Annotated in this window: 20 protein-coding genes and 1 pseudogene; 12 read left to right on the top strand and 9 right to left on the bottom strand. The window is 58.2% G+C overall.

Going from position 1 to position 23117, the window contains the following annotated elements:
* Nucleotides 1-56 precede the first annotated feature (56 nt).
* From Cth01_RS22550 to Cth01_RS22540, 3 genes are all read left to right on the top strand, one after another.
* Nucleotides 57-1217: a FecR family protein gene (locus Cth01_RS22550; RefSeq protein ID WP_045840496.1), complete on the top strand. Its 1161-nt coding sequence runs from the start codon at nucleotides 57-59 to the stop codon at nucleotides 1215-1217.
* 129 nt (nucleotides 1218-1346) lie between these two features.
* Nucleotides 1347-3761 (top strand): TonB-dependent siderophore receptor, encoded by a 2415-nt coding sequence (locus Cth01_RS22545; RefSeq protein WP_045840495.1) that lies wholly within the window; start codon nucleotides 1347-1349, stop codon nucleotides 3759-3761.
* 277 nt (nucleotides 3762-4038) lie between these two features.
* On the top strand, nucleotides 4039-4650 hold the full coding sequence (locus Cth01_RS22540; RefSeq protein WP_045840494.1) for a hypothetical protein: 612 nt from the start codon (nucleotides 4039-4041) through the stop codon (nucleotides 4648-4650).
* Nucleotides 4651-5094: 444 nt separating this feature from the next.
* Here the strand turns inward: Cth01_RS22540 and Cth01_RS22535 are convergent, their stop codons facing one another.
* The 4 genes from Cth01_RS22535 to Cth01_RS22520 form a co-directional block, all read right to left on the bottom strand.
* Nucleotides 5095-5988, bottom strand: coding sequence for a hydroxymethylglutaryl-CoA lyase (locus tag Cth01_RS22535; RefSeq protein WP_045840493.1), 894 nt, complete (start codon nucleotides 5986-5988; stop codon nucleotides 5095-5097).
* A 14-nt stretch (nucleotides 5989-6002) separates the two neighbouring features.
* The gene (locus Cth01_RS22530) at nucleotides 6003-7385 is read right to left on the bottom strand and encodes a tripartite tricarboxylate transporter permease (RefSeq protein ID WP_045840492.1); all 1383 of its coding nucleotides are present in this window, start codon (nucleotides 7383-7385) and stop codon (nucleotides 6003-6005) included.
* Nucleotides 7386-7402: 17 nt separating this feature from the next.
* Entirely contained in the window at nucleotides 7403-7846 is a 444-nt protein-coding gene (locus Cth01_RS22525; protein WP_045840491.1) for a hypothetical protein, read from the bottom strand.
* A gap of 82 nt (nucleotides 7847-7928) precedes the next feature.
* A complete protein-coding gene (locus Cth01_RS22520; protein ID WP_034356319.1) occupies nucleotides 7929-9218 on the bottom strand; it encodes a hydroxymethylglutaryl-CoA reductase, degradative in 1290 nt (429 codons plus the stop codon).
* Between the two features lie 171 nt (nucleotides 9219-9389).
* Between Cth01_RS22520 and Cth01_RS22515 the strand changes: the two genes are divergently transcribed.
* Together Cth01_RS22515 and Cth01_RS22510 are read left to right on the top strand one after the other, a co-directional pair.
* Nucleotides 9390-10790: an aminotransferase-like domain-containing protein gene (locus Cth01_RS22515; protein WP_045840490.1), complete on the top strand. Its 1401-nt coding sequence runs from the start codon at nucleotides 9390-9392 to the stop codon at nucleotides 10788-10790.
* Between the two features lie 243 nt (nucleotides 10791-11033).
* On the top strand, nucleotides 11034-11531 hold the full coding sequence (locus Cth01_RS22510) for a hypothetical protein (RefSeq protein WP_045840507.1): 498 nt from the start codon (nucleotides 11034-11036) through the stop codon (nucleotides 11529-11531).
* 237 nt (nucleotides 11532-11768) lie between these two features.
* Here the strand turns inward: Cth01_RS22510 and Cth01_RS22505 are convergent, their stop codons facing one another.
* Nucleotides 11769-13133 carry an OprD family outer membrane porin gene (locus Cth01_RS22505; RefSeq protein WP_052703452.1) on the bottom strand — a complete coding sequence of 455 codons (1365 nt, stop codon included), beginning with the start codon at nucleotides 13131-13133 and terminating at the stop codon, nucleotides 11769-11771.
* Between the two features lie 118 nt (nucleotides 13134-13251).
* On the opposite strand from Cth01_RS22505, the gene Cth01_RS22500 reads away from it, so the two are divergent.
* On the top strand, nucleotides 13252-14421 hold the full coding sequence (locus tag Cth01_RS22500; protein ID WP_072248301.1) for an acetyltransferase domain-containing protein: 1170 nt from the start codon (nucleotides 13252-13254) through the stop codon (nucleotides 14419-14421).
* Between the two features lie 67 nt (nucleotides 14422-14488).
* Complete coding sequence (locus Cth01_RS22495) at nucleotides 14489-14887, top strand: Fur family transcriptional regulator (RefSeq protein WP_034385118.1); 399 nt, start codon at nucleotides 14489-14491, stop codon at nucleotides 14885-14887.
* Between the two features lie 242 nt (nucleotides 14888-15129).
* On the opposite strand, the gene Cth01_RS22490 is transcribed toward Cth01_RS22495, so the two are convergent.
* Complete coding sequence (locus Cth01_RS22490; protein ID WP_045840488.1) at nucleotides 15130-16209, bottom strand: SDR family oxidoreductase; 1080 nt, start codon at nucleotides 16207-16209, stop codon at nucleotides 15130-15132.
* Between the two features lie 73 nt (nucleotides 16210-16282).
* Here Cth01_RS22490 and Cth01_RS22485 point away from each other — a divergent pair, with 73 nt between their 5' ends.
* The 5 genes from Cth01_RS22485 to Cth01_RS22465 all read left to right on the top strand — a co-directional run bounded on the left by Cth01_RS22485 (nucleotide 16283) and on the right by Cth01_RS22465 (nucleotide 19638).
* On the top strand, nucleotides 16283-16672 hold the full coding sequence (locus Cth01_RS22485; RefSeq protein WP_045840487.1) for a MerR family transcriptional regulator: 390 nt from the start codon (nucleotides 16283-16285) through the stop codon (nucleotides 16670-16672).
* A 391-nt stretch (nucleotides 16673-17063) separates the two neighbouring features.
* The gene (locus tag Cth01_RS22480) at nucleotides 17064-17468 is read left to right on the top strand and encodes a group III truncated hemoglobin (RefSeq protein WP_003073223.1); all 405 of its coding nucleotides are present in this window, start codon (nucleotides 17064-17066) and stop codon (nucleotides 17466-17468) included.
* Nucleotides 17461-18726, top strand: a complete 1266-nt coding sequence (locus Cth01_RS22475) for an NnrS family protein (protein ID WP_045840486.1) — start codon at nucleotides 17461-17463, stop codon at nucleotides 18724-18726. The genes Cth01_RS22480 and Cth01_RS22475 overlap by 8 nt, the downstream gene beginning before the upstream one ends.
* A 13-nt stretch (nucleotides 18727-18739) precedes the next feature.
* Complete coding sequence (locus tag Cth01_RS22470; protein WP_003066673.1) at nucleotides 18740-19201, top strand: RrF2 family transcriptional regulator; 462 nt, start codon at nucleotides 18740-18742, stop codon at nucleotides 19199-19201.
* The gene (locus Cth01_RS22465; protein WP_034379846.1) at nucleotides 19198-19638 is read left to right on the top strand and encodes a CopD family copper resistance protein; all 441 of its coding nucleotides are present in this window, start codon (nucleotides 19198-19200) and stop codon (nucleotides 19636-19638) included. The genes Cth01_RS22470 and Cth01_RS22465 overlap by 4 nt, the downstream gene beginning before the upstream one ends.
* An 81-nt stretch (nucleotides 19639-19719) precedes the next feature.
* On the opposite strand, the gene Cth01_RS22460 is transcribed toward Cth01_RS22465, so the two are convergent.
* The 3 genes and pseudogenes from Cth01_RS22460 to Cth01_RS22450 all read right to left on the bottom strand — a co-directional run bounded on the left by Cth01_RS22460 (nucleotide 19720) and on the right by Cth01_RS22450 (nucleotide 22877).
* Nucleotides 19720-20445 carry an FAD-dependent oxidoreductase gene (locus tag Cth01_RS22460; RefSeq protein WP_045840485.1) on the bottom strand — a complete coding sequence of 242 codons (726 nt, stop codon included), beginning with the start codon at nucleotides 20443-20445 and terminating at the stop codon, nucleotides 19720-19722.
* A gap of 275 nt (nucleotides 20446-20720) precedes the next feature.
* A pseudogene (locus Cth01_RS22455) lies at nucleotides 20721-21647 on the bottom strand (IS5 family transposase).
* A gap of 66 nt (nucleotides 21648-21713) precedes the next feature.
* Entirely contained in the window at nucleotides 21714-22877 is a 1164-nt protein-coding gene (locus Cth01_RS22450) for a GGDEF domain-containing protein (protein ID WP_034356269.1), read from the bottom strand.
* Nucleotides 22878-23117: the final 240 nt, after the last annotated feature.

Raw genomic sequence — 23117 nt, 5'->3', positions numbered from 1 at the left:
TAGCTGTTTCGTCGAGGGCGAATTTTTGCCCCGCCCCGCGCATCCGTATCCATAAGATGAGTCACTCTTTTGCATCCCAGCGCAATGTGCCAGCCTCCTTTGACGAGGCTGCGGAAGCGCGCGAGCTTGCGGATTTTTTCAGTCGACAGAATCCGGTAGATGTGGCGGCCGTCGAATGGCACTCGCGTTGGGAGCAAGGCCTGAGCGAGAGCGAGCATGAAGCCCTGCGTCAGTGGTTGGCTGAGGATGCTGCACATGACACGGCATTTCGTCGTCTGACGCAAGACATGGCGGTGCTGCGCTCTGCTCCTTCCGATATGGTTGCAAAAGCACGTTCCTCGTTCAAGCGCGAAGCCATTGCCAGTGGTGGATCTTCTGCGCAGCCAGGCGAGGAGCCCGCGAAGCCGAAGGCGATGGAGGGATGGGCCCGCACAGACGCTCTGTTTAGCTGGATGCAGCCGCGCTCTGCCTTGGTCGCTGCCTGTTGTGCTGCGGTCTTTGCGGCAGGGATTGGATGGCATCAATGGATGCTGCAGCCGACATTCGAGAGCAGCTTTGTTGCGCAGAAGGGGCAGCAAAGGCTTGTCACCTTGCCAGATGGGACCGAGCTCGCCATGGACACCGATACCCAGGCTCAGGTCACCATGTACCGCGACCGCCGAGAAGTGCGGATTGCTGATGGACAAATCATGTTCTCGGTCGCCGCCGATCCCAAGAAGCCATTTCATGTCCTCGCTGGGCCTGCGCGTGTCACGGTAATTGGGACACGGTTTTCCGTTCGCTATCGCAATCAGGGGGCCGATGCCGGGGCTGCCAATGTTTCGGTGGAGAAGGGCCATGTACGGGTCACCAGTTCCTACAGCGCCGCCAACGCGAAGACTGATCTGCCTGTCGAATTGCTGGCAGGGCAAGGCCTGAGGGTGTCATCCAATGGGGTGTTAGGCCAGGTGGCCAGTGTTTCTCCCGGCAGTGTCGCCCTTTGGCGCAAGGGCTTGGTGCGTTTTGATAACACCTCACTGGCTGATGCATTGCTAGAGCTGGAGCGCTATGGTCCAACGGGCCTGGAGATTCGCGACCCTGCGGTTGCCGCTCTGACCATCGGCGGCAGCTATCAGATTGATAGACCAGGGGAGTTTGCGCGCATGCTGAGCCAGATCCTGCCCGTGAAGCTGGTCGGCATGCCATCGGGGAAGACTGAAATCGTCAGTGCGCATTGAGCACTTCATGCTCAATGCGGCCATTTCGAATTTTTTTCGGACTAGGGGTGTATTTCTGGTGATCTGATGCGTCTTAAAGAGTAGTGAGTTTCATTTTCATTCATTACTCGACGTTCGGAATCCCTCTCCATGCGCTTCACGCAGCCTCATTTTCAGCCCGCTCCTCTTGCTTTGGCCGCAGCCCTGGCAGTCCTCTCTCCGATGATTGCGCAGGCGCAATCCGCTGCTGATAGTGGAAAAAGCATCAGTTTCTCGATTAATTCCCAGCCATTGGGGAGTGCACTCAACGAGCTGGCAGCGGCCTCTGGCACCTCGATCGGGTTTGCTCCCGCGTTGGTCGCTGGCAAGACAGCGCGCCCCGTCCATGGAGCTCTCACGCTGAAGCAGGCTGTGGAGCAGATGCTGGCCGGAAGCGGTTTGGTCGCCGTGACTCAAGGGGGCGGCCTGATCATCAAGGCCGTCGCGTCAAACGATGATTCCGCATCGCTGGCCACAGTCACGGTGACTGCACAGCTTGAGAGGGACGGCGTTACCGAGGGCACGGGCAGCTACACCCAGACGGGTCCCAGCCGGACGGCAACGGGCCTGAATCTCTCGCTACGCGAGACACCTCAATCCGTGACCGTCATGACGCGTCAGCGCATGGATGACTTCAAGCTGGAGACGCTGACCGATGTGATGGAACAGACACCTGGCATCGCCGTCTACAGGCAGAACAATGCCACTGACTTTCAAGCGCGTGGGGCAAAGGTAAACCTGCAGACCGATGGCATGGCACAGCTGAGCAGCGGCTGGTACTACCTTACCAGCACCATGTTTTCGCTCGACGATATGGCGGAGATCGACCGGATCGAGGTCCTCAAGGGTTCATCCGGTCTGGTTGTCGGCAAGGGCGACTATGGCGCCACAGTGAACATGATCCGTAAACGCCCGACCCGCGAATTTCAGGCCAGCGTGCGTGCCAATGCGGGAAGTTGGGACACTTATCGAACACAGGCCGATGTGAGCGGTCCACTGAACGAGGCGGGCACGGTACGGGGGCGTCTGGTCGCTTCTGCCATGGACGCGGGGGGATTCCGTGATCATGAAAAGAGCAGCAGCAAGATGCTGTTCGGGGCACTCGAAGCGGACATCACTCCCGGCACAGTCCTCAACCTCGGTATGACTTATCGCGAACGCGATGCACAAGGCATCGGCACTACGCAGCCGATCCAGCGCTACACGCGAACAGGTGGTGAGGTGGCGTGGATGCCGCGCTCTTTCAACACCGGTGCCCCCTGGGGCGGATATTCCCAAAAAGGTCTCAATCTCTTCGGCAGTCTGGAGCAACGTCTGGCGGATGGCTGGACAGCCACGCTCAAGTTTTCGCATCAGAACGTATCCATGGACGATATGAAGGCTGGCTACTTCTACGACCAGGACCGCGCAAGCTTCGGCCGATGGCGCAACATGGAGACCGATAACTGGAGCGTCAATCTCGATGTGAAGGGGACATTCCAGCTGTTGGGCCGCTCGCATGAACTTCTGGCCGGCACAGGCGTATCGCGCTTTCACAGCAATGTGCAATTGCCGCTGAATGCGTTGAACCTGGTGCCGCTCGGCAATCTCGGTATCAATATGGCACAGGGTGGGGCGGTGCTGCCTCAGCCTGATTTCAGTGTCTTGAACTACGGCAACAACAAATTCAGTCAGAAGCAGCGTTATGTTTATGCGGCGGGACGCTTCCGGGTGGCTGATCCTCTGCAGTTGATCACTGGGTTACGCGTTACACGGTTTGAAGAGCGTGACATCACACCATATTGGTGGAACTATGACATGAAGGAGAACGGTGTGATCACCCCGTACGCTGGGTTGGTCTACGAGGTGCAGCCGAACGTATCGTTGTACGCAAGCTATGCCAACATTTTCCAGCCGCAGACGGCTCAGGATGCGCGGGGTGCAACGCTGGCACCGGAGGAGGGCAACACTTATGAGGTCGGCGCCAAGGCCGAATTCTTCGACAAGCGCTTGAACGCCAGCATCGCTCACTTCTGGATGAAGACGGAAAACACCGCAGAGGAAAGTGGTGATCTCACTCCTGCGGGCAATACGGCCTACCGTGCGGTCTCGTCTGCAACGCGGCGTGGCTGGGAACTGGAGTTGGCGGGCGAGCTCGCGCGCGGCTGGCAAGCGCAGGGCAGTCTGGTGCAGCAAAGCAGCTCGCTCACCAGCGCCAGTCAATATCCCAAGTACCAGTTCAAGTTCGGGACGACCTATCGCTTTGACCAAGGCTCGTTGCGGGGACTGACTTTGGGAGCGGCCACACGCTGGCAGGGCAAGACCTCGATGAGCAATAGCGCTGCCACTTTGTCGCAGAGAGGTTATGCGGTGCTGGACCTGATGGCGCGCTATCAGGTCGATAAGCACCTGTCGTTCAGCCTGAACGTGAACAATGCACTGGACAAGAAGTACATGGCCGGGCTCACCAACTTTACCGCGGCAGGCTTGTTCTACACCTGGGGTGCTCCGCGCAGCGTCAATGTCGGAATGCGTTATGACTTCTGAGTGCCGATATTCAAAGTTGAATGTCAGTACTTCGCTGCCTTGGAGCTCGCAATGATGGACCTCCGCTGATTCTGATTCTGGGCAAGGCGGATAGAAACTCCACGCTGACCGGCAATCAACCTGCCCAGCCTTTGTTATGTGCTGTTCGACGCAGGGCCTGGACTGCAGGCCATTGTCGAGCAGGAAGAAATCCAAAAGGCGCCAAGACGCCGAGCGGATTGAATACAACCTTCAAGATGAGGATCGCTGAGTGCAATTGCTTCCTGTATTTCATCGAATGACCTTGTGCCTGCTAATCAGTGGCCTATGGTGCCCAGCACAGGCACAAGCGGAGTATCTCTGGGTGCAGCTCGACGGGGCGGAGGTCCGAGCCTACGTAGGAGAGTTACACAAGCCATTAGACAAGTTGCCTGCGTTGCTGGAGCCCAAGGCAATGCAAGCTGATGGCAAATCATTGCCAATTCAGACTGCGATCAACCATATCGCTGTTCCCAGGCCCATCAGCGATCTGCGCTTCTCTGCAACCGGGCTCGATGATGGAGCTCTTACCTACTATCAAGCTCGCTACGGTCGCCAGGACATTCAGGCCAGGAACGACTTGGAGCTGGTTCCGACCCACCCTGACGGAAACACCTTTCGATTGATGTTCAAGGGGCGGCCCGTCGCAGCCAGCCAGGTGAATATCGAAACGGGGGAAGGGTGGCGCCGTTCACTGACACCGTCAAAGGACGGTACGGTGAGCTTCACGCCGTCTTTTCCTGGCCTGTATGTGCTGGAGGTATCGGCTCGTGTCAATGATGCAGTGGCTACTGTGGGCGGAAAAAAATATAACGATGTACGCTATACCGCGACGCTTAGCTTTACTGTCCCTCAGCAAGAGGGGAGGTGAGTTGTCTGGCGCTGGAAGCGCACCACAATCGACTCTGCTGACGAGTATGAGCCGGTCATCGCAATAATTGAGGTGAAAGACAGCCAGAGGCAGTCACTATCAAAACGTCAATGCGAAAGAACAACGCTTGCGGCAAGCTACACCGTAGCGCGAAGCCGGAAGGAACACGCAACTGAAGCTAGTACGCGTCGGCTTGACCAGCCAGCCGGGCCACAGGTACTGCGCAGCAATGCGACGGCACTTTTGATGGCTGGTTAGCTGGATTGAATCGAAACGAGGCAGTTCAACTCAGAGACACCAGCGACTGCTGCTGCCCATGGCAGACTTGCGTGTAGAAGTCGGGACTTGCTCTGACAGCGGGCGTCGACGCCTTCAAAGAAAAAGGCCTTGAGATCTGAGATCTCAAGGCCTTTTTGCGCTGGTGCTTGTGTAGAAGCGCAGGTTTCAGTGCTGCACCACTTGCTGGTCATGCAAATCGCTCAGCACTTGTCGGATATAGCGACCTGCGGTTTGAACCCCGGACATATCTACGCCGGTCTCATAGCCCATGGCATGCAAGGCATGGAGCAGCTTTTCGGTGGCCAGATTGCCTGAAGCTCCCTGGGCATAGGGGCAGCCGCCCAGGCCCGCTACAGAGCTGTCGAAAATGCGCAGTCCCATTTCCAGAGAAGCGCAGACATTGGCTTCCGCCATACCATAGGTATCGTGAAAATGGCCCGCCAGGCGTGCGCTGGGAAGGTCCCTGAGGCAGACTTCCAGCAGCTTGCGTGTGGACTCGGGCGAGCCGCGGCCAATCGTATCGCCCAGAGAAATCTCATGGCACCCCATGGCCAAAAGCTCTTGCGCAACCTGCAAGACTGCCTCTGCAGCAACATCGCCTTCATAGGGACAACCCAACACGCAGGACACATAGCCACGCACAGGGACTCCGGCCTCCAGCGCCTTCTGCACCACAGGCCTGAAGCGATCCAGACTCTGCGCAATGCTGCAATTGATATTGCGTTGCGAGAAGGTTTCCGAAGCCGCGCCAAAGACCGCCACCTCGTCACAGCGAGCAGTCAGAGCAGCTTCCAGTCCTTGCAGATTGGGTGTCAATGCGCTGTAGCGAACTCCAGGGCTGCGGTCGATCAAGGCCATCACTTCGGCGCTGCCGGCCATTTGTGGCACCCATTTGGGCGACACAAACGAAGCCGCTTCGATAAAGCGCAGGCCTGCGCGGCTGAGCTGGTTGATCAACTCGACCTTGGCATTCAATGGCACAGGCCGCTTTTCGTTTTGCAGGCCGTCGCGTGGCCCGACTTCCACGATCTTGACCCGGCGCTCTGATGCATTCGACATTGCTGCCCTCGCTTTCAGAACAGCTTGAGCAGCGCAGGAACGCTGAGCACGGCTGTGTAATAGCCCATGAACTGCACGCCGGTGTTAAAGCCGAAGGTGCGTGAGAGCAGGCCACCCATGAGGCCCATGGTCAAGATCACCAGTAGGCCCAGCAGACCGCCTTCCCAGACGCTGATCACGATGATCAGGCCGACAAAGGTTGCAATGATGGCTTCGTGGCTGACTTTGCGCGAGACAAGCATTGCAGCACGGCGCGCGTAGTTCATTGCAAACGGATAGGACACCACTGCGGCAAGCAACACCGACAACATGCCGTAGCCCAGAAACTCCCAGTGGCTCAGCAGATTGTGCAGATTGTGGGTCTGGCCCGTAGCAGCATCCACCGTAAAGCGTGGAGGTGCATTGAACAACGGTGCCGCAGGGCCGGCAGCTACAGGACTCAAGGGCAAACCAAAGGCGATCAGCGGGATCAGCGCTTCAGCAATATAGGTGGCTTCTGTCACGCCGTTACGAGCGCTCAGCACCGTGGTCAGGCGGTGATAAGCGTGTTTGATGCGAGAGCCCACCAACTCGCCCAGCACCACGGTCATGGCCACAGGACTGAATACAAAGGTTGCGCTGGAAATGGCGGCAGTCGTCAATGTCCAGCGTGTCTGGGTGCGATCCAGCACTTTGAGAGGGTTGGGGAAATAGCCCGACCAACCTTTGACATCAGGAGCCAGGTTGAACTGGCGAACCTTGTCGCGCAACATGCTCTTGCGGCCTGCCGGCGCCATGACGGTAAAAAGATCGGCAACCAGAGGTCCAATGGCGATACCCAGGAAGTAGCTGATGCTGAGCTTGGTGTCGTACTTGGCAGTCAGTGCCTGCAGAGCCAGAATCACCACCACAAAAGGCACGAGCAAAGCAATTGCCCCCCAGCGGCCTTTGGAGAAATAAGCAATCAGCACGGCTGCGGCCAGAAAAATCCAGGGTGCAGTCTTGGTAATGGTTGAGCCGAACGGCGCCAACATCACGGCAAACAGCACCGCCAGCGGCACGGCGACAAAGGCCGCGACGATGGCGCCCGAGACCATTTTGCGTAAGGCAATATGCGGCACGCCAAGCTTGCGCAGCAAGTCTGCATCCTGCAGCAAAGGCGTGGCGAGTGTATCTCCGGGGATACCCAGCAGTGCTGTAGGAACGGCGTGGGTCATGTGCTTGGCAACAGCACCAGCCAGAAAGAAGGTAAAGACGCCTGCAGGCGGAACGCCGAGCAAAACGACAAGCAGGGTGAGTGGTGCGAGTGTCGTGGTTTCGTCGGTGCCGGAAACCAGTCCGATTGCAGCAAAGACGATGGCGCCGATCAGGCCCATGCCCGCAGCGACGCCGATTTGTTCAATGAGTTGAGGATCCATGCCGTGTACTCCTAGGGTTATTGGCCATCACGGCTTTGGGATGTCTTGGGCGTGACGAAAAGCTCGTAGAGCTTGAGTTCCTTGAGCTCCTGCACCACGACTGGAGGCAGGTCAGACACAGAACCCAGACCACCGGGCTGCTGCTCCAGCTCACGCAGCACCTCGGCACGCCATTCAGGGTTGCTGGAGATGTCTTCTTCGGTCACCACACGTTTTGGGGGGAAGATGCGAGCGCAAATAACGCCAGCCAGAACACAGCCGGCCAGACCAGCGAGCATGGCGTAGGCATGAGCCAGCTGTTTGGATTCGACCACCGAGCTCAGCCAACGGCTGGCTGCAAAAAATCCGAGCACGCTGATCCCGATGCCAATCAGGATGGACCAGCTCAGGTGCTTGAGGTCGACGGTATCACCCCAGACCTCAGCGAGTTGCCAGTGCGAGGCTTGCTTGTCGGAACTCATAGCCTTGTCTCCTTGCTTGTTGTTGTTCCCGTTTCGGGTAAGAAAAGCCTCGCCCGGATGTGCCTGGCGAGGCTGAGGATGCTTAGCGCCGGGCGCGAATTTCTTGCAGCACTTCCAGTGCGCGATCGGTGCGCACGTCATGCTCGGCAGCCAGGCGCTTGGCGACGATCTCTACTTCTTCACCCACGGCTCCTGCGACCAGTGCAATATTGCGAGCGTGAAGTGCCATATGGCCGCGCTGAATGCCTTCGGTGGCCAGCGCGCGCAAAGCACCCAGGTTCTGGGCCAGACCCACGGCGGCGGCAATCTCGCCCAGTTCCTGGGCAGATTTCACTTCCATGATCTTGAGCGCCAGGCGCGCCAGCGGATGGGTCTTGGTGGCACCACCCACCAAGCCCACGGGCATGGGCAGCTCGATGGTTCCCACCAAAGCGCCGGCATTGTCTTTTTCCCAGTGCGTCAGCGAGGTGTATTGGCCGTTGCGGCTGGCATAGGCATGGGCACCGGCTTCCACCGCGCGCCAATCGTTGCCTGTTGCGACGATGACGGGGTCGATGCCGTTCATGATGCCCTTGTTGTGGGTGGCGGCGCGGTAGGGGTCAATGGCCGCGAAAGTGTAGGCGTCGAGCACGCCTTCAATAATTGCCTCGCCGCTGCGCTCTTTGGTGGCCAAGGTTTGTGGGGTCAGGCGTACACGAGCACGGGCCAGGCGCAGATCTGCCAGGTTCGAGAGAATGCGCAGACGCACCGAACCACCGGTAATCTTTTCCACCAGTGGCGAGACTGATTCAGCCATGGTGTTCACGGTGTTGGCACCCATGGCATCGCGCACGTCAACGATCAAGTGCATCACGACCATAGGGCCGCGCGGAGAATCGGGGAAGACATGGATTTCGATGTCCTTGCAGCCACCGCCCAGGCTGATCAGCACCTTGTCTCGGCTATTGGCTTGCGCGAGGATCTCATCGCGGGCCTTGAACAACGCCAGTCTTGCACCATAGGGGTCGCTGATGCCGACGATTTGCACCTGCGCACGCATCAGCGGCAAGGTGCTCGACGTTTCAAAGCCTCCGTCTTCACGGGCCAGCTTGGCCATATACGAAGCAGCAGCAATGATGGAGGGCTCTTCCACTGCGAGCGGAATCAGCACATCGCGACCGTTGATGCGGAAGTTGCCTGCGACGCCCATGGGTAGCTCGAACGTGCCCACCACATTTTCGATCATGCCGTCAGCCAAGGTGACGGGCAGGGCGCCAGCATGGGTCAGTAGATTGCGTTCTTCGGCGCTGAGATTGCATGCGGTGGCGACATGCTCCCAGCGCTGTGCGGGGGTGAGAGCTCGGAAATTGGGAAGACGCGAATCGACGGCCATGAAAACTCCTACAGATCCAAATCTGGATATCAATACAAGGGGACGGTTGGCCGAGAATTTATTCAAACTGTACCTTTAAATACAGGTACAGTTTGCGAGAACAGTACTGCCGCAATGCAGCATTGGACCCATCGGCATACATACTGGCAACTCACGATCTAGGAGACTTGAATGGCGGGTGGTAGCAAGCGTCAGGCCCCTATTGCAGAGCGTCTAGCTGATTTGATAGGGCAGCAAATAACCGATGGCGTGTATCGTGCAGGGGACAAGTTGCCATCCTTGCGTGAGCTGGCGCATTTGCACAGTTACGCCAAAAACACCGTGGTGGCCGCCTTTGATCTGTTGGTCTCACGCGGCTTGGTGGAGTCCCGGCGCGGTGCTGGCTTTTATGTTCAACCGCAGGCCCGCCATGCGGTTCAGGATGAAGACGCAGGGCAGCTCAATCGCGCGATGGATGTGGTCTGGTTGATGCGCGAGCAACTCAAGACCCAGCCAGATGCTGTCGCGGTTGGCGATGGATTTCCGCCTATAGAGTGGCTGGCCGATATGCGCATGGATCGCTATCACCAGAAAGTGGTGCGAACCGGACTGGGGTCCTTGTTTCGCTATGGCAGCCGCTTTGGCTATGCGCCGCTGCGAGATAGCTTGGTGCGCAAGCTGGGCGTGTTCGGCCTGGGAGTCACACCTCAGCAACTGGTCCTGACCCAAGGTGCGAATGAGGCCATGGATCTGGTGATTCGCTACTTCGTCCCGCCCGGCGCGACGGTGCTGGTAGACGATCCTGGCTACTATTTGCTGTTTGGCAAGCTCAAACTGGCAGGAGCACGTGTGTTGGGAGTCCCCAGGCAAGCCGATGGGCCCGATGTCCAGGCTTTGGAGCAGTTGCTGCTGACCGAGCGCCCGCGCTTGTTCTTTACCCAGTCTCTGGCGCACAACCCCACTGGCTCGGACATCAGCGCTGCCAAGGCTTACCGCGTCCTGCAGCTTGCAGAACGGCATAACCTCTTGCTGGTAGAGAACGACCCATTGGCCGATTTCAAACCAACCTCGTCAGTGCGTTTGTCCACGCTGGACCAGCTGGAACGCACGATCTATATAGGCAGTTTTTCTAAGTCGTTTTCTGCAGCCCTTCGCGTGGGATTCATCGCCTGCAGCGATGCTTTAGCCAGCGACCTGGCAGATTTGCGATCACTGATCCATGTGAGCGGGTCAGAATACTGCGAGCGCATGGTCGATGTGATGCTCCGCGAAGGCCATTACGAGCGGCATCTCGTGCGCTTGCGCCAACGTTTGGGCAAGGCAACGGAGCAGGCGCTGGACTGGTTGGAGATGCACGAGTGCGAGGTGTTTGCGCGTAACCCTCAATCGCTATACCTCTGGGCCACGTTCCCTGGCAATCCCGATGCCGTGCGTCTAGCTGAGCGTTTGCTCGCCCACAAAGTCACCATGGCTCCGGGCCATGTTTTCAACCTCGATCCGAGCCAGACTTCGCCTTGGTCGCGCTGCAATGTAGGTGCCATGCTAGACCCCCGCTTTGAGGTAGCCTATCGAGCAATGCAGGAGGTGCGCTAATCGCTTCTGCATAGCTTTGCGGAACTCATTCGTTGGAGTCCCAAAAAGAGAAGTGGCCTCGGTCGAGAACCGCCGTCCCTGGATTGATCAACGCTACGGACTTATGGCTGCCGATCACGGTCCGCTGCTTGAGCGGCTTTCACCGACCACATCAGTTTTTGGCGCGCCCGGCAACTTCGTCCTCGGGGTCGGCTGCTTGGCTATTTGGCTCGACGCGTACCCCTGGACGATATGAGAGGCGCAATGAAGCTCAGTTTGATGGCACTTTCAATTGTGGCTGCGCTCCTCCTTGCAACCCGAGGCTGTGCAAGCTTCAACAGCTACTGGTACGAAGGCTACCTACCTCAGGCGATCGAGATTGAAGAACTACTGTTTATCGAAGACAGCGGCGGCTTCAGAGAAGGTTGCGGAGCAGCGGTCTACAAAATCGATGGGCTATCGCTGGAAAACATTCGCTCGAATGGGCTTGATGCTTTAAGAGAAGCCAAGCAGGCTAGGCGGCATAAAGCTCGCGAATACAGTGACTGGAAGGAAACACCCTACATCGAGCCGAAGGGCGAAATAGTTCGAAACGGCTGGCTGACCGGTATGAACGAGGGGTGCTCGGATATTCCCTCCGAAATGGCGCGCGATATTAACGAGGCGTTGGGAGAGCCAGGCTCCTTTTATGCAACTGGGCATGAGTCTGGCTTGATAGTAATTCCCAAGCGTGGGTGGATCATCTTCTCTCATTTCGGATGAAGATCGCTTGCGACCCCTTCGGTTGCATGTACCTCCTCACCGCCATCCGATACCTGCGCCGAGCGTCAGTTTCGCATGCCTCCAGCGACGGCCTGTGGCCGGGACCTCCATTTCACTCATGCTCTCGAAAGCGGTCGGCCGTGAACTTTCCCCATCGACCGCTTCATGCCAGGTATCGGAAGAAAAAGAGGCGGCAATGAATCACTGATTGCTGCCCATCAGGCAGTTCGTTCAGGTTTACAGGACCTTGAATGGAAGCTCCGCTTGTAGTCGAAGCTGATTCATATTGGCTTCACCTTGCGCTTTATTCGTTCGATGCACTCCGTAGCGCAACTGCAAACTCAGATTCTTCACCGCCCCATGTTGCACCGTGTATCGAACCTGAATGTCTCGCTCCCAGTGTTTGCCGTTGGCTGCCGAATAGCCGAGGTAGCTGGCATGCACTGCGTTGAGACGGCTGTTGTCGATACCGGAGCCTCTGGTGTAGGCCACGCCCGCGCTCAATCCAGGGGTTGCGATGGAGCTCAGGTCCACGTCGTACCTGAGTTGCCAGGAGGCTTCGCGCGGACCGTTGAAGTCGGATAGCTGCATCGCGTTTTCCAGCCAGATGGAGCCGCGATTCACATAGTCAAACGGGTTGTTCCCGCGGACCTTCTGGTAGCCGAGTCCGAATTTGTGAGCACCTATGGCGTAGCTGCTCATCAAGCTCCAGGTGGTGGTGTCGATGACGCCGGACTTTGCCCTGCCGGTGTCGGTGCTGCGATAGATATTCAGATTGAACGACAGTGAACGCTTATCTGGCAGAGGAAGTTTGTAGAAACTTCCCAGATAAGCGGTGTTCCAGTTGTCCGCGTATTGCCCGTAGTAGCTGCTGAGCGTCAGGTGGGTGATGGGAGTGACCCATGTACCGCCTATAAAGCTGAAGGAGCTGCTGGTCACGCCCGAGTAGTTGGCCTGCAGATAGGCACCGTTCTTGCGGGCGTTGCGGTCAGCCCAGCCGGTAAAGCGTCCGGCTTGCAGTGTGAGCGCAGGGATGTCTCTGCTGATGACTTGCCAGCCTCGATTGCTTTCAGGCAGCAATCGAGTATCGGACGAACTGAAGAGTGGGGACCCGGTACGCATCTCGCCCACCTTCAGTTCGGTGGCTGACATTCGGATTTTCAGCGCAGCGCCGGCGCGCCCAAAACGATCAGCAATCTCTTGTCCATCCCTGGCCACGTAGCGAGGTGTTGCGCGTGCATGGTTCGCTTCGGTGCCTAGATTGAGGGCCCCATAGGCATGCGCATCAAGCCCCACTCCAACAAGGCCCCGTGTGTAGCCTGATTCGTAATTGAGCATGAGCCCGTAGGCCGATTCGCGAGCAAGGGTTTGGCCTCTCTGTCCGCTTGCGGCGCGAAAGCTGCTGCCATTTTGATAGTCGAGTTGCTCTGAAAGCATACGGTTTTGCATGATGAGGGAACTGCCCTCGGTAAAACCTTTGGCCTCCTCCTGTCCAATAGCGAAGGCATTGCCACCAGCCAGGAACAAGGCTGCGACGATTGCAGGGGAGCAGAGGGTGGGGCGGGAGGTCTCGATGGGTTTTTCGGGGAAGATAGCGTGCATGTGCTCCTGCGCTATTGGACACATGGTTTGCTTGCTGGAAGGGAAGAGCTGGAACCATGTGCGGGTAAACATAGAGTTGATATGATAGTGATAATTCAATATCAATAGAGCAAGCAGCTTGTCACCTTCTCCATCTTCGCTAGCGAGTGCTGGCCGTCTGCAATCGATCGATGCGCTGCGTGGTCTCGTCATGCTGTTCATGCTGCTCGACCATGTCCGTGAAACCTTTTACCTGCATCTGCAAGTGCCGGACCCGATGGTGGTGGCAGACACTGCGCCCGGCCTGTTCTTTCCGCGCATGCTGGCCCATTTGTGTGCGCCTGTGTTTGTGTTTCTGACAGGCTTGGGGGCATATCTGTATGCCAGCCGCCATGCCGAGGCGGGTCAGGCGAGTGCAGCGTCAGGCTTCCTGTGGCGGCGCGGCCTGTTCTTGGTGCTGCTGGAGGTGACGGTAGTCAACTTCGCCTGGACTTTCCAATTTCCCCCCGCCAAGATCTTCCTGCAAGTGATCTGGGCCATTGGTCTTTCCATGCTGGCTCTGTCGGTGCTGGTGTGGCTGCCACGCAAGGCCTTGCTGCTATTGGGCCTGGTGCTGGTAGCAGGCCATAACCTGTTCGATAGCCTGCACTTCCCGGCGGATCACGTGATGCATATTCCCTGGGCAATCTTGCATGATCGTGGCTGGCTGGAGCTGGCGGGCTTGCAACTGCGCACGTCCTATCCCTTGCTGCCCTGGATTGGTGTGATCGCCCTGGGCTACGCCATCGGACCGTGGTTTGGCAAAGCCTGTGACCCGGCACGGCGCAGACACCATCTGCTCGTTGCAGGCATTAGCTGCCTGCTGAGCTTTGCGCTGTTGCGCACGCTGAACCTGTATGGCGATGCACCTTGGCTGGCCGGTGCGGATACGCTGCGGACGGTCATGTCCTGGTTCAACGTCACCAAGTATCCGCCCTCACTGCTGTTCCTGCTGTTGACGCTCGGCATCGGATTGCTGTTGCTGGGAGCGTTCGAGAAAGCCACAGGCCGCCGCTGGCTGCTGCTTCTGGCCACGCTGGGGGCCGCGCCTATGTTTTTTTATGTGCTGCATCTGTACGTGCTCAAGTTCATGTACTTGAGCGCAATGGCGGTCTGGGGGGCCAACCAGGGACAACTGTTCGGGCTGAGCAGTTTGCTTTGGCTATGGGTGATCTCGGCGCTGCTGGCCGTGACCTTGTATCCCGTCGTTCGCTGGTTTGCTGCATTCAAGCAGCGTCGACGCGACATCACTTGGCTCAAGTACCTGTAGGGGCCGCTCAAGGGGCGAGCCAGGGCACAATATCGCATCCCCGCTTCCATGACATAGCCTCGCCACAATGACCCCCTCCAAGCAACGATCCACGAAGCAGCGCGCGGCTATTGAGCAGGCCATGACGAAGGCCGACAGGCCGCTTGCGCCACAGGAGGTGCTGGAGTTGGCGCAGGCAACGCTACCTGGGCTGGGGATTGCGACCGTGTACCGAGCGCTCAAAGCGATGGCTGAAGAGGGTTTTCTTCATGAAGTCCACTTGCCTGAGCGCACGCCCATGTACGAGGTAGCTCACCACGGCCACCACCACCATTTTCAGTGCACCGTCTGTCAGCGGGTTTTCGATGTGCATGCCTGTCCCGGCAACCTGGCGGGCTTGGCGCCACCTGGTTTTCTGGTAGATAGCCATGAAATTACGCTGTATGGCCGCTGTCGTGAGTGCGCGTCCAATTTGTCGGGGGGATGACCTCTCTTGCCGGTAGCCGTCTTGTCGGTCAGCCTTGAATACCGATTCCATCCGAGACCGGTCATGCGATCTGTTGTCATGTCCGACATCATCTGGATGACTGCTTCTGCGTGTGCCGAAATGGTGCAGCAGACCCTTGCGGGCGTATGCAAGCGCACATCTGCGACGAGCCCGAGACCGCGCCGTACTGCTCCGTACGACCACCTTGGATCTTGATGTTGTTTGCTGCCCCAAGGAATATGTCAGACAGTCCTGTCCTTGGTCATGCAATATGAGTTGACGAACATTGCAGTGTGCTGCAAAGCCTGACGTATATCCGGTTTGGCTATTCCATGCCTATTGGCAAATTGCTCGACCGCCGCCGTATCAAAGCGAGTGGTCTGGATAAAGTCCAAGGCTTCGGCGTCTGTATTCAAGAACCGCGCGACGGGCGGAATACTCAGCAGCAACTTCAGCAATCGCAGTGAGATGTGATACCTGGGAGGCTTCAAGCCCATGGGTTGTGCCACCTGTCCCAAGAGCTCCCGCAAGTTGGGGCTTTGGTCATCAAGCGCCAGCAGTTCCTTGCCCACCATGGCAGGATCGAAAGCACAAGCCGCCACCAACTCAACCAGGTAATCCACGGTGACCAGTGGCAGCCAATGCTCGGCAGTGCCGGGCACTGCAGCCAGCTTTCCCTGCGCAAGATTGCGTATCAGTGCCACCAGCGGCTGACCGTCAAGGATATGTCCGGTACGGCTATGGCCGCAGACCGTCGCGGGGTGAACTACGGTAGCTTCCCCACCCTTGGTGGACATGACCTGCAGGGTCGCAAAGTGCGCTTCCAGCTTGCTCGCCTCGTAAGCACCGACGTGTCGGTAGACGGCAGGCCAATCGGTCAGCTCTGGATGACGAGGATCAATTCCGATGCGAAGCAGATGTTCATGATTCTTCAGCATGTAGCCGCCGATCATCACCAAGCGGCTATTTAGCTCAGCCGCCAACAGCGCCACGCGCTTTGCCCCTTCTACATTGACCGCACGAGAATGCTCCAATGAAAGCCCCCAAGCGAAGTGGGCACCCAGGTGGAATACGACTCTGGCCTGCCTTAGCACTGCTTGGTCGGCGGGACTCAGCCCGAGGTTGTCCCGCTCAAGGTCGCCTGCAACGGCAAATATCCGGGTGGCAATTCCTCCCAGATTGTCGACTTGCTCTCGCAGTGCAGCCAGCCGTTCTGGGCGGCGCATCAACACCCGGACGGTGTGACCTTTGGCACTCAGGTTTGCCAGCAAATGTTGACCGATGAAGCCGGTCCCTCCCGTGACAAAGCACTCCACGTTCATTCTCCTGCTCCTTGGTAAGGTGAGAAATCAAATGTAGAGTGTCGACCTAACTCTATAGTCAAGCGGTATTTTGATGAGAATCGGCGAACTTGAAACCCGCAGCGGCGCCAGCCGCCATACTTTGCGTTACTACGAGCAAATCGGTCTGATCTCGCCGACGCGGCGAACCAACAATTATCGCGTCTACACTGCGCAAACCCTGCAGGATCTGACCTTTATCCAGCGCGCGCAAAGCATGAGTTTTTCGCTGGGGGAAATAGGCCAGATCCTGGATGCGCAGCGGAACAAGACGATTGATTGTGCTGACGGCGCCAAACTCATTGAAAAGAAGATGGCGGAGATCAGGCAGAAAATCGCCGACCTCAAAAGCATTTACCGCTATCTGGATGAAGAGCGTGCAAACCTCGAAGCCAGTGCTGCCAGACAACTTGAACTGCAGCAACTGGCCAAGGCTTCGAGCTGAGCTGTCGGTGCCCAGGAACGGAAGCTGCCGCCGGCTTCCGGTTTCAAGCCCCCGCTCAGGTATTTTCTGGAACGTAGCGGCCGGACCCTGTCTGGTTCAGTGCAGGCTTGCGCGTCCTCTCTACGAGATTTGACTGGAGCCCTGCTGCGCGGTTTGTTTCTGGGGGCGCACACCTCGTGCCTAACCCCGTCTGTAGATGGGCAGTCTGTTCCTCGTTTCAAGCACCTGGATCGCCTTGACAGACAGGTCCATCAAAAGTTACTGATCAGCGCTTGCATTGACGGGAAGTCCCTGTAAAGCAACAACACCATGCACCTAGAGACATGCCTAGCTATAAGATACATAATTAATGAATCTTATGTGCGGTAACGACAGCGAAAGGAATTGTGCAATGAGGATTCATGAGCTTTGCACTGAAGAGGAGGTCGTCAGCTTGGTGCACTCCTTCTATGCGCGAATACGCCAGGACGAGGTGCTCGGCCCCATCTTCGATGCACGTATAGCGGACTGGGATCATCATCTGACCAAGCTGGTGGATTTCTGGTCGGCCATTTTGCGACGCACAGCACGCTTTTCAGGGGCCCCTATGCCCAAGCATGCTGCGCTACCGGGTCTAAGCCTAGAGCTGTTTGAGCGCTGGTTGGGCCTGTTCGAGATCACGCTGGCCGAGCAACCCAACCGCGCCATGGCCGATCAAGCGTGGCAGGCGGCGCGCCGTATTGCACAGAGCCTGTGGTCGGGCTACCAGATGAGTCGTGATCCCAAGGCACTACCGGCGGTGGTGAGCCATGTCTGAGCTGCTGCAGATCGAGGAGCCGATGGGGTTTGTGCCCCAACCCAAGGCTCCTGCACCCCAGTGGAAAGCCTTACTGGAGCTTGGCTTCAGGCCCTTGTACATGGCCGGTTGTCTGTGGGCTGCGGTGTCGGTCGCGTTGTGGGTGTTCGCGCCACAGTGGCTTGCGGGGCGTTTGGGCGGCGTGCAGTGGCATGCGCACGAGATGTTGTGGGCCTTTGTGGCGACGATTGCCGTGGGCTTTCTGCTCACGGCGGCTAGTAACTGGACTGGAAGCAACCCTATTCAGGGCCGGGCGCTGGGCGGGTTGTGCGTACTGTGGCTGCTGGCGCGCGTGGGTTTCCTGGTGGTGGGTGATACAGCTTTTGCTTTTGCCGTAGTGTGCGAACTGCTGTTTTTCGCCGCCGCTGCCGTAGTGCTGGGCCGGGTGATCTATGCAGCACGCAGCCGACGCAATTACGGCCTGCCGCTGCTGGTGTCAGCTCTGGGCGTGGCCGATGCACTCTTTCTGCGCTCGGTATGGCAAGGCAGCGACTACGCAACGCTGATGCATTACCTTTATACAGGGCTGCTGTGCATGGCTGTGATTGCACTACTGGTTGCGCGGCGCGTTATTCCATTCTTCGCAATGCGGGCGGTGACGGATCTGCAGATTCCCATGCATACGGCCAGCGGGCAGTGGCAACTCTGGGCTGGCGTGCTTGGCATTGTCTGCCTGTTGCTGGGATGGGTGTCGGGTATGGTGACCGCATTGGCTGTCACGGGACTAATCACCCTATGGCAGGTGTTGGCCTGGAAACCCTGGGCTGTGCGTCAGGTGCCGTTGCTGTGGATTCTGTATCTGGGTCATGCGGCCTTGGGCACGGGCCTGCTGGTGGCAGCGTTCCAGGCGAGCGGCTGGGTACTGCGCTTGGCCTGGCCGGTCCATGTGATCGGTGTGGCCGGCTTTGCGGTGCTGATAATCGGCATGGTGACACGTACGGCTTTGGGCCATCTGGGGCGACCATTGCGCGCCGATGGGAGCATCGTGGTCATGTATGTGCTGGTGCTTGCCGCCGCTTTGCTGCGCCTGCTGGCACTTCTGCCTGCGGGGCTCCCTCAAGCCGCGCTGCATGCCTCGGCGCTTGCATGGGTGCTGGCCTTTGCTTTGTACCTATGGCGATTTGCGCCCTTGCTGATTCGGCCGCGCCTGCCACCAGCTGGACTCTCAGCGGCTCAACCATCAGGATATGTCGCCAGCAAGTCCAGAAAATCTGTTTGAACGAGATCACTCAATGCGTCTAACCCTGATGACCGACTATGCGCTGCGGCTGCTCATGCATGTGGCCCAGCGGCCAGAGCGCCTATGCACGATTTCCGAGGTGGCGCAGGCTTACAGCATTTCCGAGGCAAATCTGATGAAAGTGACGCATCAGCTGGCCCTGCAGGGTTGGATAGAGACGGTACGTGGCAAGGGAGGCGGCATGCGCCTCGCCCGTGAACCTAAGCAGATCCATATCGGTACAGTGATACGTGGACTAGAGTCCGACTTCACGCTGGTGGAATGCTTTGGCAACGACAACCGGTGCACGCTGACCGGCGACTGCCGCCTCGCTGGCATGTTGCAAGGAGCTTTGCACAGCTTCATGGCGCATCTAGATGGCTTCACTCTTGCGGACCTGATACCGCCAACGTCTGTCAGCGCAGTGCCGTTGATTCCTGCCATACGACTGTCAAGAGAGAAGGCCCAGACATGAGCTATGGCCTGCTGATCACACTACACCTGCTGGCCGCCGTGGCGTTTGCAGGCACAGTGTTCTTCGAAGTCGTGCTGCTGGCCAACGTGCACAGCCGAGTGCCGAAGCAGCACATGCTCCCCGTGGAGCAGGCGCTGGGGACACGCGCCACCGCCGTCATGCCCTGGGTGTTGCTAGTGCTGTATTTTGCGGGAGCAGGCTTGGCCTGGCAGCACCGCTCGGTACTGGCGCACCCATTGGCCAGCAGTACAGGCATGCTGATGGTGCTCAAGATTGCGCTGGCGCTTAGCGTGCTTGCGCACTTCGCCAGCGCCATGTGGTGGCGCCGCCAAGGACAACTTAATGGGCGACGCTCGCACCGATTGCATCTGAGCGTGTTCTGCCATGTGCTGGTCATTGTCTTGCTGGCCAAGGCCATGTTCTATCTGCACTGGTAAGAGCCTAGCCAGGTATGCCAAGCGGCTGCATCCAAATGCGTCATGGCAGACTTTCCCCTTGATCAGGGTGAGTCTGCCAAATCAATACCCAAAGAACTCCTCACTACGAACATCGTCCTCATCAATGCCGGCTGATAACAGCAACTGCTGCATTGCCGCCACCATGGAAGGTGGGCCAGCAACATAAAAGATCGGATTAGCCAAGCCCTCAATGGCCTGCTGGAGCCACTCTCTATCGATCGTTTGTGTATCACCACTCCAATCCACGGCAGAGTGCGCCATATCCGTCATGGTGGCCTTGAGCCGGAATTTTGGATTCTTCTTTTCGAGAGCTTGAAGCTCAGAGAGAAATGCCGAATCTTCTGGACGACGATTGGAATACAGCAGAAGCAAATCCTGCTGTGACTGCTGCACTGCAGCGTTTCGAAGCATGCTGATGAACGGCGTCACGCCAATCCCACCGGCGATGAGCACACCCGCTCGCGCCGTGTTTTTATGCAAGGTCAGCGAACCAAATGGTCCATCGATATCCAACTCTGCACCTACGGGTAGAGCTCCCAAAGCGCGTTTGTAAACGCTGTCCCTCATCCGCGTGGCAAACACCAATTCACTCTCGTGTGGCGCGCTGACAATGGAGAATGCGTGACATCGCTCCTCTTTGCTCTCCCCTGGGAGCGCGCCCGGCAGCTGGATTTCAAACGCCTGTCCAGGGCGGAAATCAAACCCCGCCGGTTTGGCGAGATGGAATGCCATCGTACCCTGTGCAACCTCTTCGCACTCGAGGATTTTGCTGTGCTCTATGCCCATGATTCACTCCTTCGCAATCAATGGATCTACACATTGGATGCGTCCAATGGAGCAAATATTCCTGCCAATCGATACCCACCGTGAGAAACGGGTCGAATTGGGTGTTCTCATTGAACCGACTACCTCAGCCTGTTATGGCAGCGTTCGGCCAGAAGCAGCACCGTTCAGCACGAGGCCGCGAACGGGAAGTCTAGGCTGGCTGTAGCCGTTTAACTCAAAGAGGCGTTGTTGCATAAATCCAGTTTGAGGCGAGTGATCCCATACCCCGGCCGTGGCTATGCCACGGCTGCCGTCTGAGGACGGCCCAGTTCAGTAAATCGATTCAATATGGCTGCTCGGATGTGCAGCTCGTTGACTTGGCGTTCAAAGGTGCAAGACATCACTCGCTCACCCAGTCTTTTGATGCAGTTCATCTTCGTTTCCACCAGACTTCGCCGGTGGTAGCCAATCCAGCGTTTCCAGATACTGCGTCCCAAGCGCCTGCACACAGCAATAGCTGCATTGCGGTGTTCAAAAACTGTTCCCCTGCGCACTCGTGCATTCTTGCGTGGAGGAGTGATGGGTATAGCCCCGCGCCTGATGACCGCTTCGTAGGCGGGCTGTGTATCGTAAGCACCATCACCAGTAAGACTTTTAAGTGCTTCATCTGGTGGCAATTGTTCCAACAAATCGCAGAGCACTGAGGCATCGCTGACGTTGTTGCTCGTCACACAGATTGCCCGAATCTGCAAGGTGTCGGCATCGATGCCTATGTGCAACTTACGCCACTGACGGCGATATTCGGCACCGTGCTTTTTGCACTTCCATTCGCCTTCACCCAGAAACTTGATTCCTGTTGAGTCAACCAGAAGGTGCAAGCCTGCTTTGCTGCGAGAGTACGGAATCTGGACATTCAAATCTCGCTGTCGCCTGCACAGGGTGCTGAAGTCGGGCACTGGCCATGCAAGGCCGCACAGTTGAAGCACCGACTCCACCAAACCAGTGGTTTGCCTCAGCGCCAAGCCAAACAAGTTTTTAAGGGTTAAGCAAAACTGGATGGCAGCATCAGAGAACTTCGGACTACGTCCGCGTTTGCCGCTGCCAGCGGCAAACCAGGCCATGTGCTTGTCCAATCAAACTGACAGTGAACCACGTGCCTTGAGTGCCGCGTTGTACTGTTTCCAGTTCGTGGTTTGGTAGCGAGGTTTGTTGGCTGGGATCATGCAGCAAGCCTACGGCTGGCGGCATAGCTATTTATGCAACAACGCCCTGTCGAGGCTAGAGGATCATCATTGCGACCGCCCTGGCGGAAGCGGGGCGAGTTCCATCCGGTCCCGTCCCTTGCGCTTCGATGCGTAGAGGGCTTCGTCGGCCCGCTTGAGCCAATGTGACAGCTCGGTCTCGGGCTGGTCGAACAAGATTGCACCGATGCTCAGGGACACTGGCTCCGGCGTTGCGAACATGGCGCGCGCCTGCTGCGCGAACGACTCGCGCAGGTTCTGTCCCAGCTCCTGTGCGACGGCACCGGAGACACTGCGCAGCAGAATCACGAACTCGTCCCCGCCCAGTCGCGCGGCCTGTGCGCCGTGGGGCAGCAAGCCTCGGATGAGGTCGCTCAGGGTCACCAGCAGGCGGTCGCCGGCATCGTGACCGTGTAGGTCGTTGACCTGCTTGAAGTGGTCAATGTCGATCAGCAGCAGGGCGCCTGGGCTGGCTGGCGAGGCCTGCCGCAGCAGCTCGGGTGCGCGCAGATAGAGCGCTCGGCGGTTGTCCAGGGCGGTCAGCGGATCGCGGGCGGCGATCTGTGCGATGCGCTCTTCGCGGCGATGGCGCTCGGTGCCGGTCATGGACATCGCGAGCAGCATGATCGCCATTACGCCTTCTACCAGCGAGACCAGAATCACCGCGCCTCGGAAACTGGCCAGGTTGACGAAAGCGTCCGGTGCCACGGCCGAACCGGCCTTGGCCAGGTAGAACAGGCCGTGTGCCAGCAGGACGAAGCGCAGCTGCGCCGCACCCACACTCAGCGCCGCGCCATGCGGGCGCAGCAGCAGGCCGGCGCGCAAGGTGATGACGGCAATCATCAGCGACTGGATGCCCAGCATCGTCTTGGACCACCAGGGCCCGTCGGGCAGAAACAGCATCGCCAGCCAAACGACGGCCAGCAGCCACCAGGTGCGCGGCAGCCTAGTGCGTGTGAATCCGGCAACGCCAACCAGGAACAGCCAATGGGCTGAGATCAGCAAGCCGTTCGGGAACCAGATGCCGAACAACACATAGCCACTGGAACGCAGCAGGGCCAGCACGCTGCCCACGGCGATGATCGCAAACCCCGCGCTCCAGAGCAGCAGCGAGCGTTCGCGGACGCTGCTCCATTCCGCAGCCAGGTACAGCGCCGAGGCTGCGGCCATGGCCGCGGAGAGGACGAGCAGGGTGAAGGGATCGAGAACCATGGACGATGGATGTGTCAGCGGGGGAGCCGATCAGCTGCTCGGGGGCGACGGTCGGGGCCGTGGCATTGATTGAAATGGAACGGGCCGCACGCGAGGCGAATTGTCGCAGGATGCGGATTTTCAAGTATCTCTTGTGGGCTGGGTCACCGGGAGGAATTAACGGATGGAGCCGGGCATAAGGAGAGGATGTCCGACGCAGCTCCCGCCGTGATCGGCAGGCCGTCCTCGGTGACCCGGGCA

Source organism: Comamonas thiooxydans (assembly GCF_000964545.1).
Lineage (GTDB): Bacteria > Pseudomonadota > Gammaproteobacteria > Burkholderiales > Burkholderiaceae_C > Comamonas > Comamonas thiooxydans.
This window is presented reverse-complemented; position numbering and strand designations above follow the sequence as displayed.

What these genes read in the sequence shown, in the direction of transcription:
- Cth01_RS22450 (WP_034356269.1), bottom strand. Translation starts at nt 22,877, where the DNA reads ATGGTTCTCGATCCCTTCACCCTGCTCGTCCTCTCCGCGGCCATGGCC.
- Cth01_RS22495 (WP_034385118.1), top strand. Translation starts at nt 14,489, where the DNA reads ATGACCCCCTCCAAGCAACGATCCACGAAGCAGCGCGCGGCTATTGAG.
- Cth01_RS22470 (WP_003066673.1), top strand. Translation starts at nt 18,740, where the DNA reads ATGCGTCTAACCCTGATGACCGACTATGCGCTGCGGCTGCTCATGCAT.
- Cth01_RS22485 (WP_045840487.1), top strand. Translation starts at nt 16,283, where the DNA reads ATGAGAATCGGCGAACTTGAAACCCGCAGCGGCGCCAGCCGCCATACT.
- Cth01_RS22480 (WP_003073223.1), top strand. Translation starts at nt 17,064, where the DNA reads ATGAGGATTCATGAGCTTTGCACTGAAGAGGAGGTCGTCAGCTTGGTG.
- Cth01_RS22520 (WP_034356319.1), bottom strand. Translation starts at nt 9,218, where the DNA reads ATGGCCGTCGATTCGCGTCTTCCCAATTTCCGAGCTCTCACCCCCGCA.
- Cth01_RS22490 (WP_045840488.1), bottom strand. Translation starts at nt 16,209, where the DNA reads ATGAACGTGGAGTGCTTTGTCACGGGAGGGACCGGCTTCATCGGTCAA.
- Cth01_RS22540 (WP_045840494.1), top strand. Translation starts at nt 4,039, where the DNA reads ATGACCTTGTGCCTGCTAATCAGTGGCCTATGGTGCCCAGCACAGGCA.
- Cth01_RS22550 (WP_045840496.1), top strand. Translation starts at nt 57, where the DNA reads ATGAGTCACTCTTTTGCATCCCAGCGCAATGTGCCAGCCTCCTTTGAC.
- Cth01_RS22535 (WP_045840493.1), bottom strand. Translation starts at nt 5,988, where the DNA reads ATGTCGAATGCATCAGAGCGCCGGGTCAAGATCGTGGAAGTCGGGCCA.
- Cth01_RS22545 (WP_045840495.1), top strand. Translation starts at nt 1,347, where the DNA reads ATGCGCTTCACGCAGCCTCATTTTCAGCCCGCTCCTCTTGCTTTGGCC.
- Cth01_RS22465 (WP_034379846.1), top strand. Translation starts at nt 19,198, where the DNA reads ATGAGCTATGGCCTGCTGATCACACTACACCTGCTGGCCGCCGTGGCG.
- Cth01_RS22510 (WP_045840507.1), top strand. Translation starts at nt 11,034, where the DNA reads ATGAAGCTCAGTTTGATGGCACTTTCAATTGTGGCTGCGCTCCTCCTT.
- Cth01_RS22530 (WP_045840492.1), bottom strand. Translation starts at nt 7,385, where the DNA reads ATGGATCCTCAACTCATTGAACAAATCGGCGTCGCTGCGGGCATGGGC.
- Cth01_RS22460 (WP_045840485.1), bottom strand. Translation starts at nt 20,445, where the DNA reads ATGGGCATAGAGCACAGCAAAATCCTCGAGTGCGAAGAGGTTGCACAG.
- Cth01_RS22515 (WP_045840490.1), top strand. Translation starts at nt 9,390, where the DNA reads ATGGCGGGTGGTAGCAAGCGTCAGGCCCCTATTGCAGAGCGTCTAGCT.
- Cth01_RS22505 (WP_052703452.1), bottom strand. Translation starts at nt 13,133, where the DNA reads ATGCACGCTATCTTCCCCGAAAAACCCATCGAGACCTCCCGCCCCACC.
- Cth01_RS22525 (WP_045840491.1), bottom strand. Translation starts at nt 7,846, where the DNA reads ATGAGTTCCGACAAGCAAGCCTCGCACTGGCAACTCGCTGAGGTCTGG.
- Cth01_RS22475 (WP_045840486.1), top strand. Translation starts at nt 17,461, where the DNA reads ATGTCTGAGCTGCTGCAGATCGAGGAGCCGATGGGGTTTGTGCCCCAA.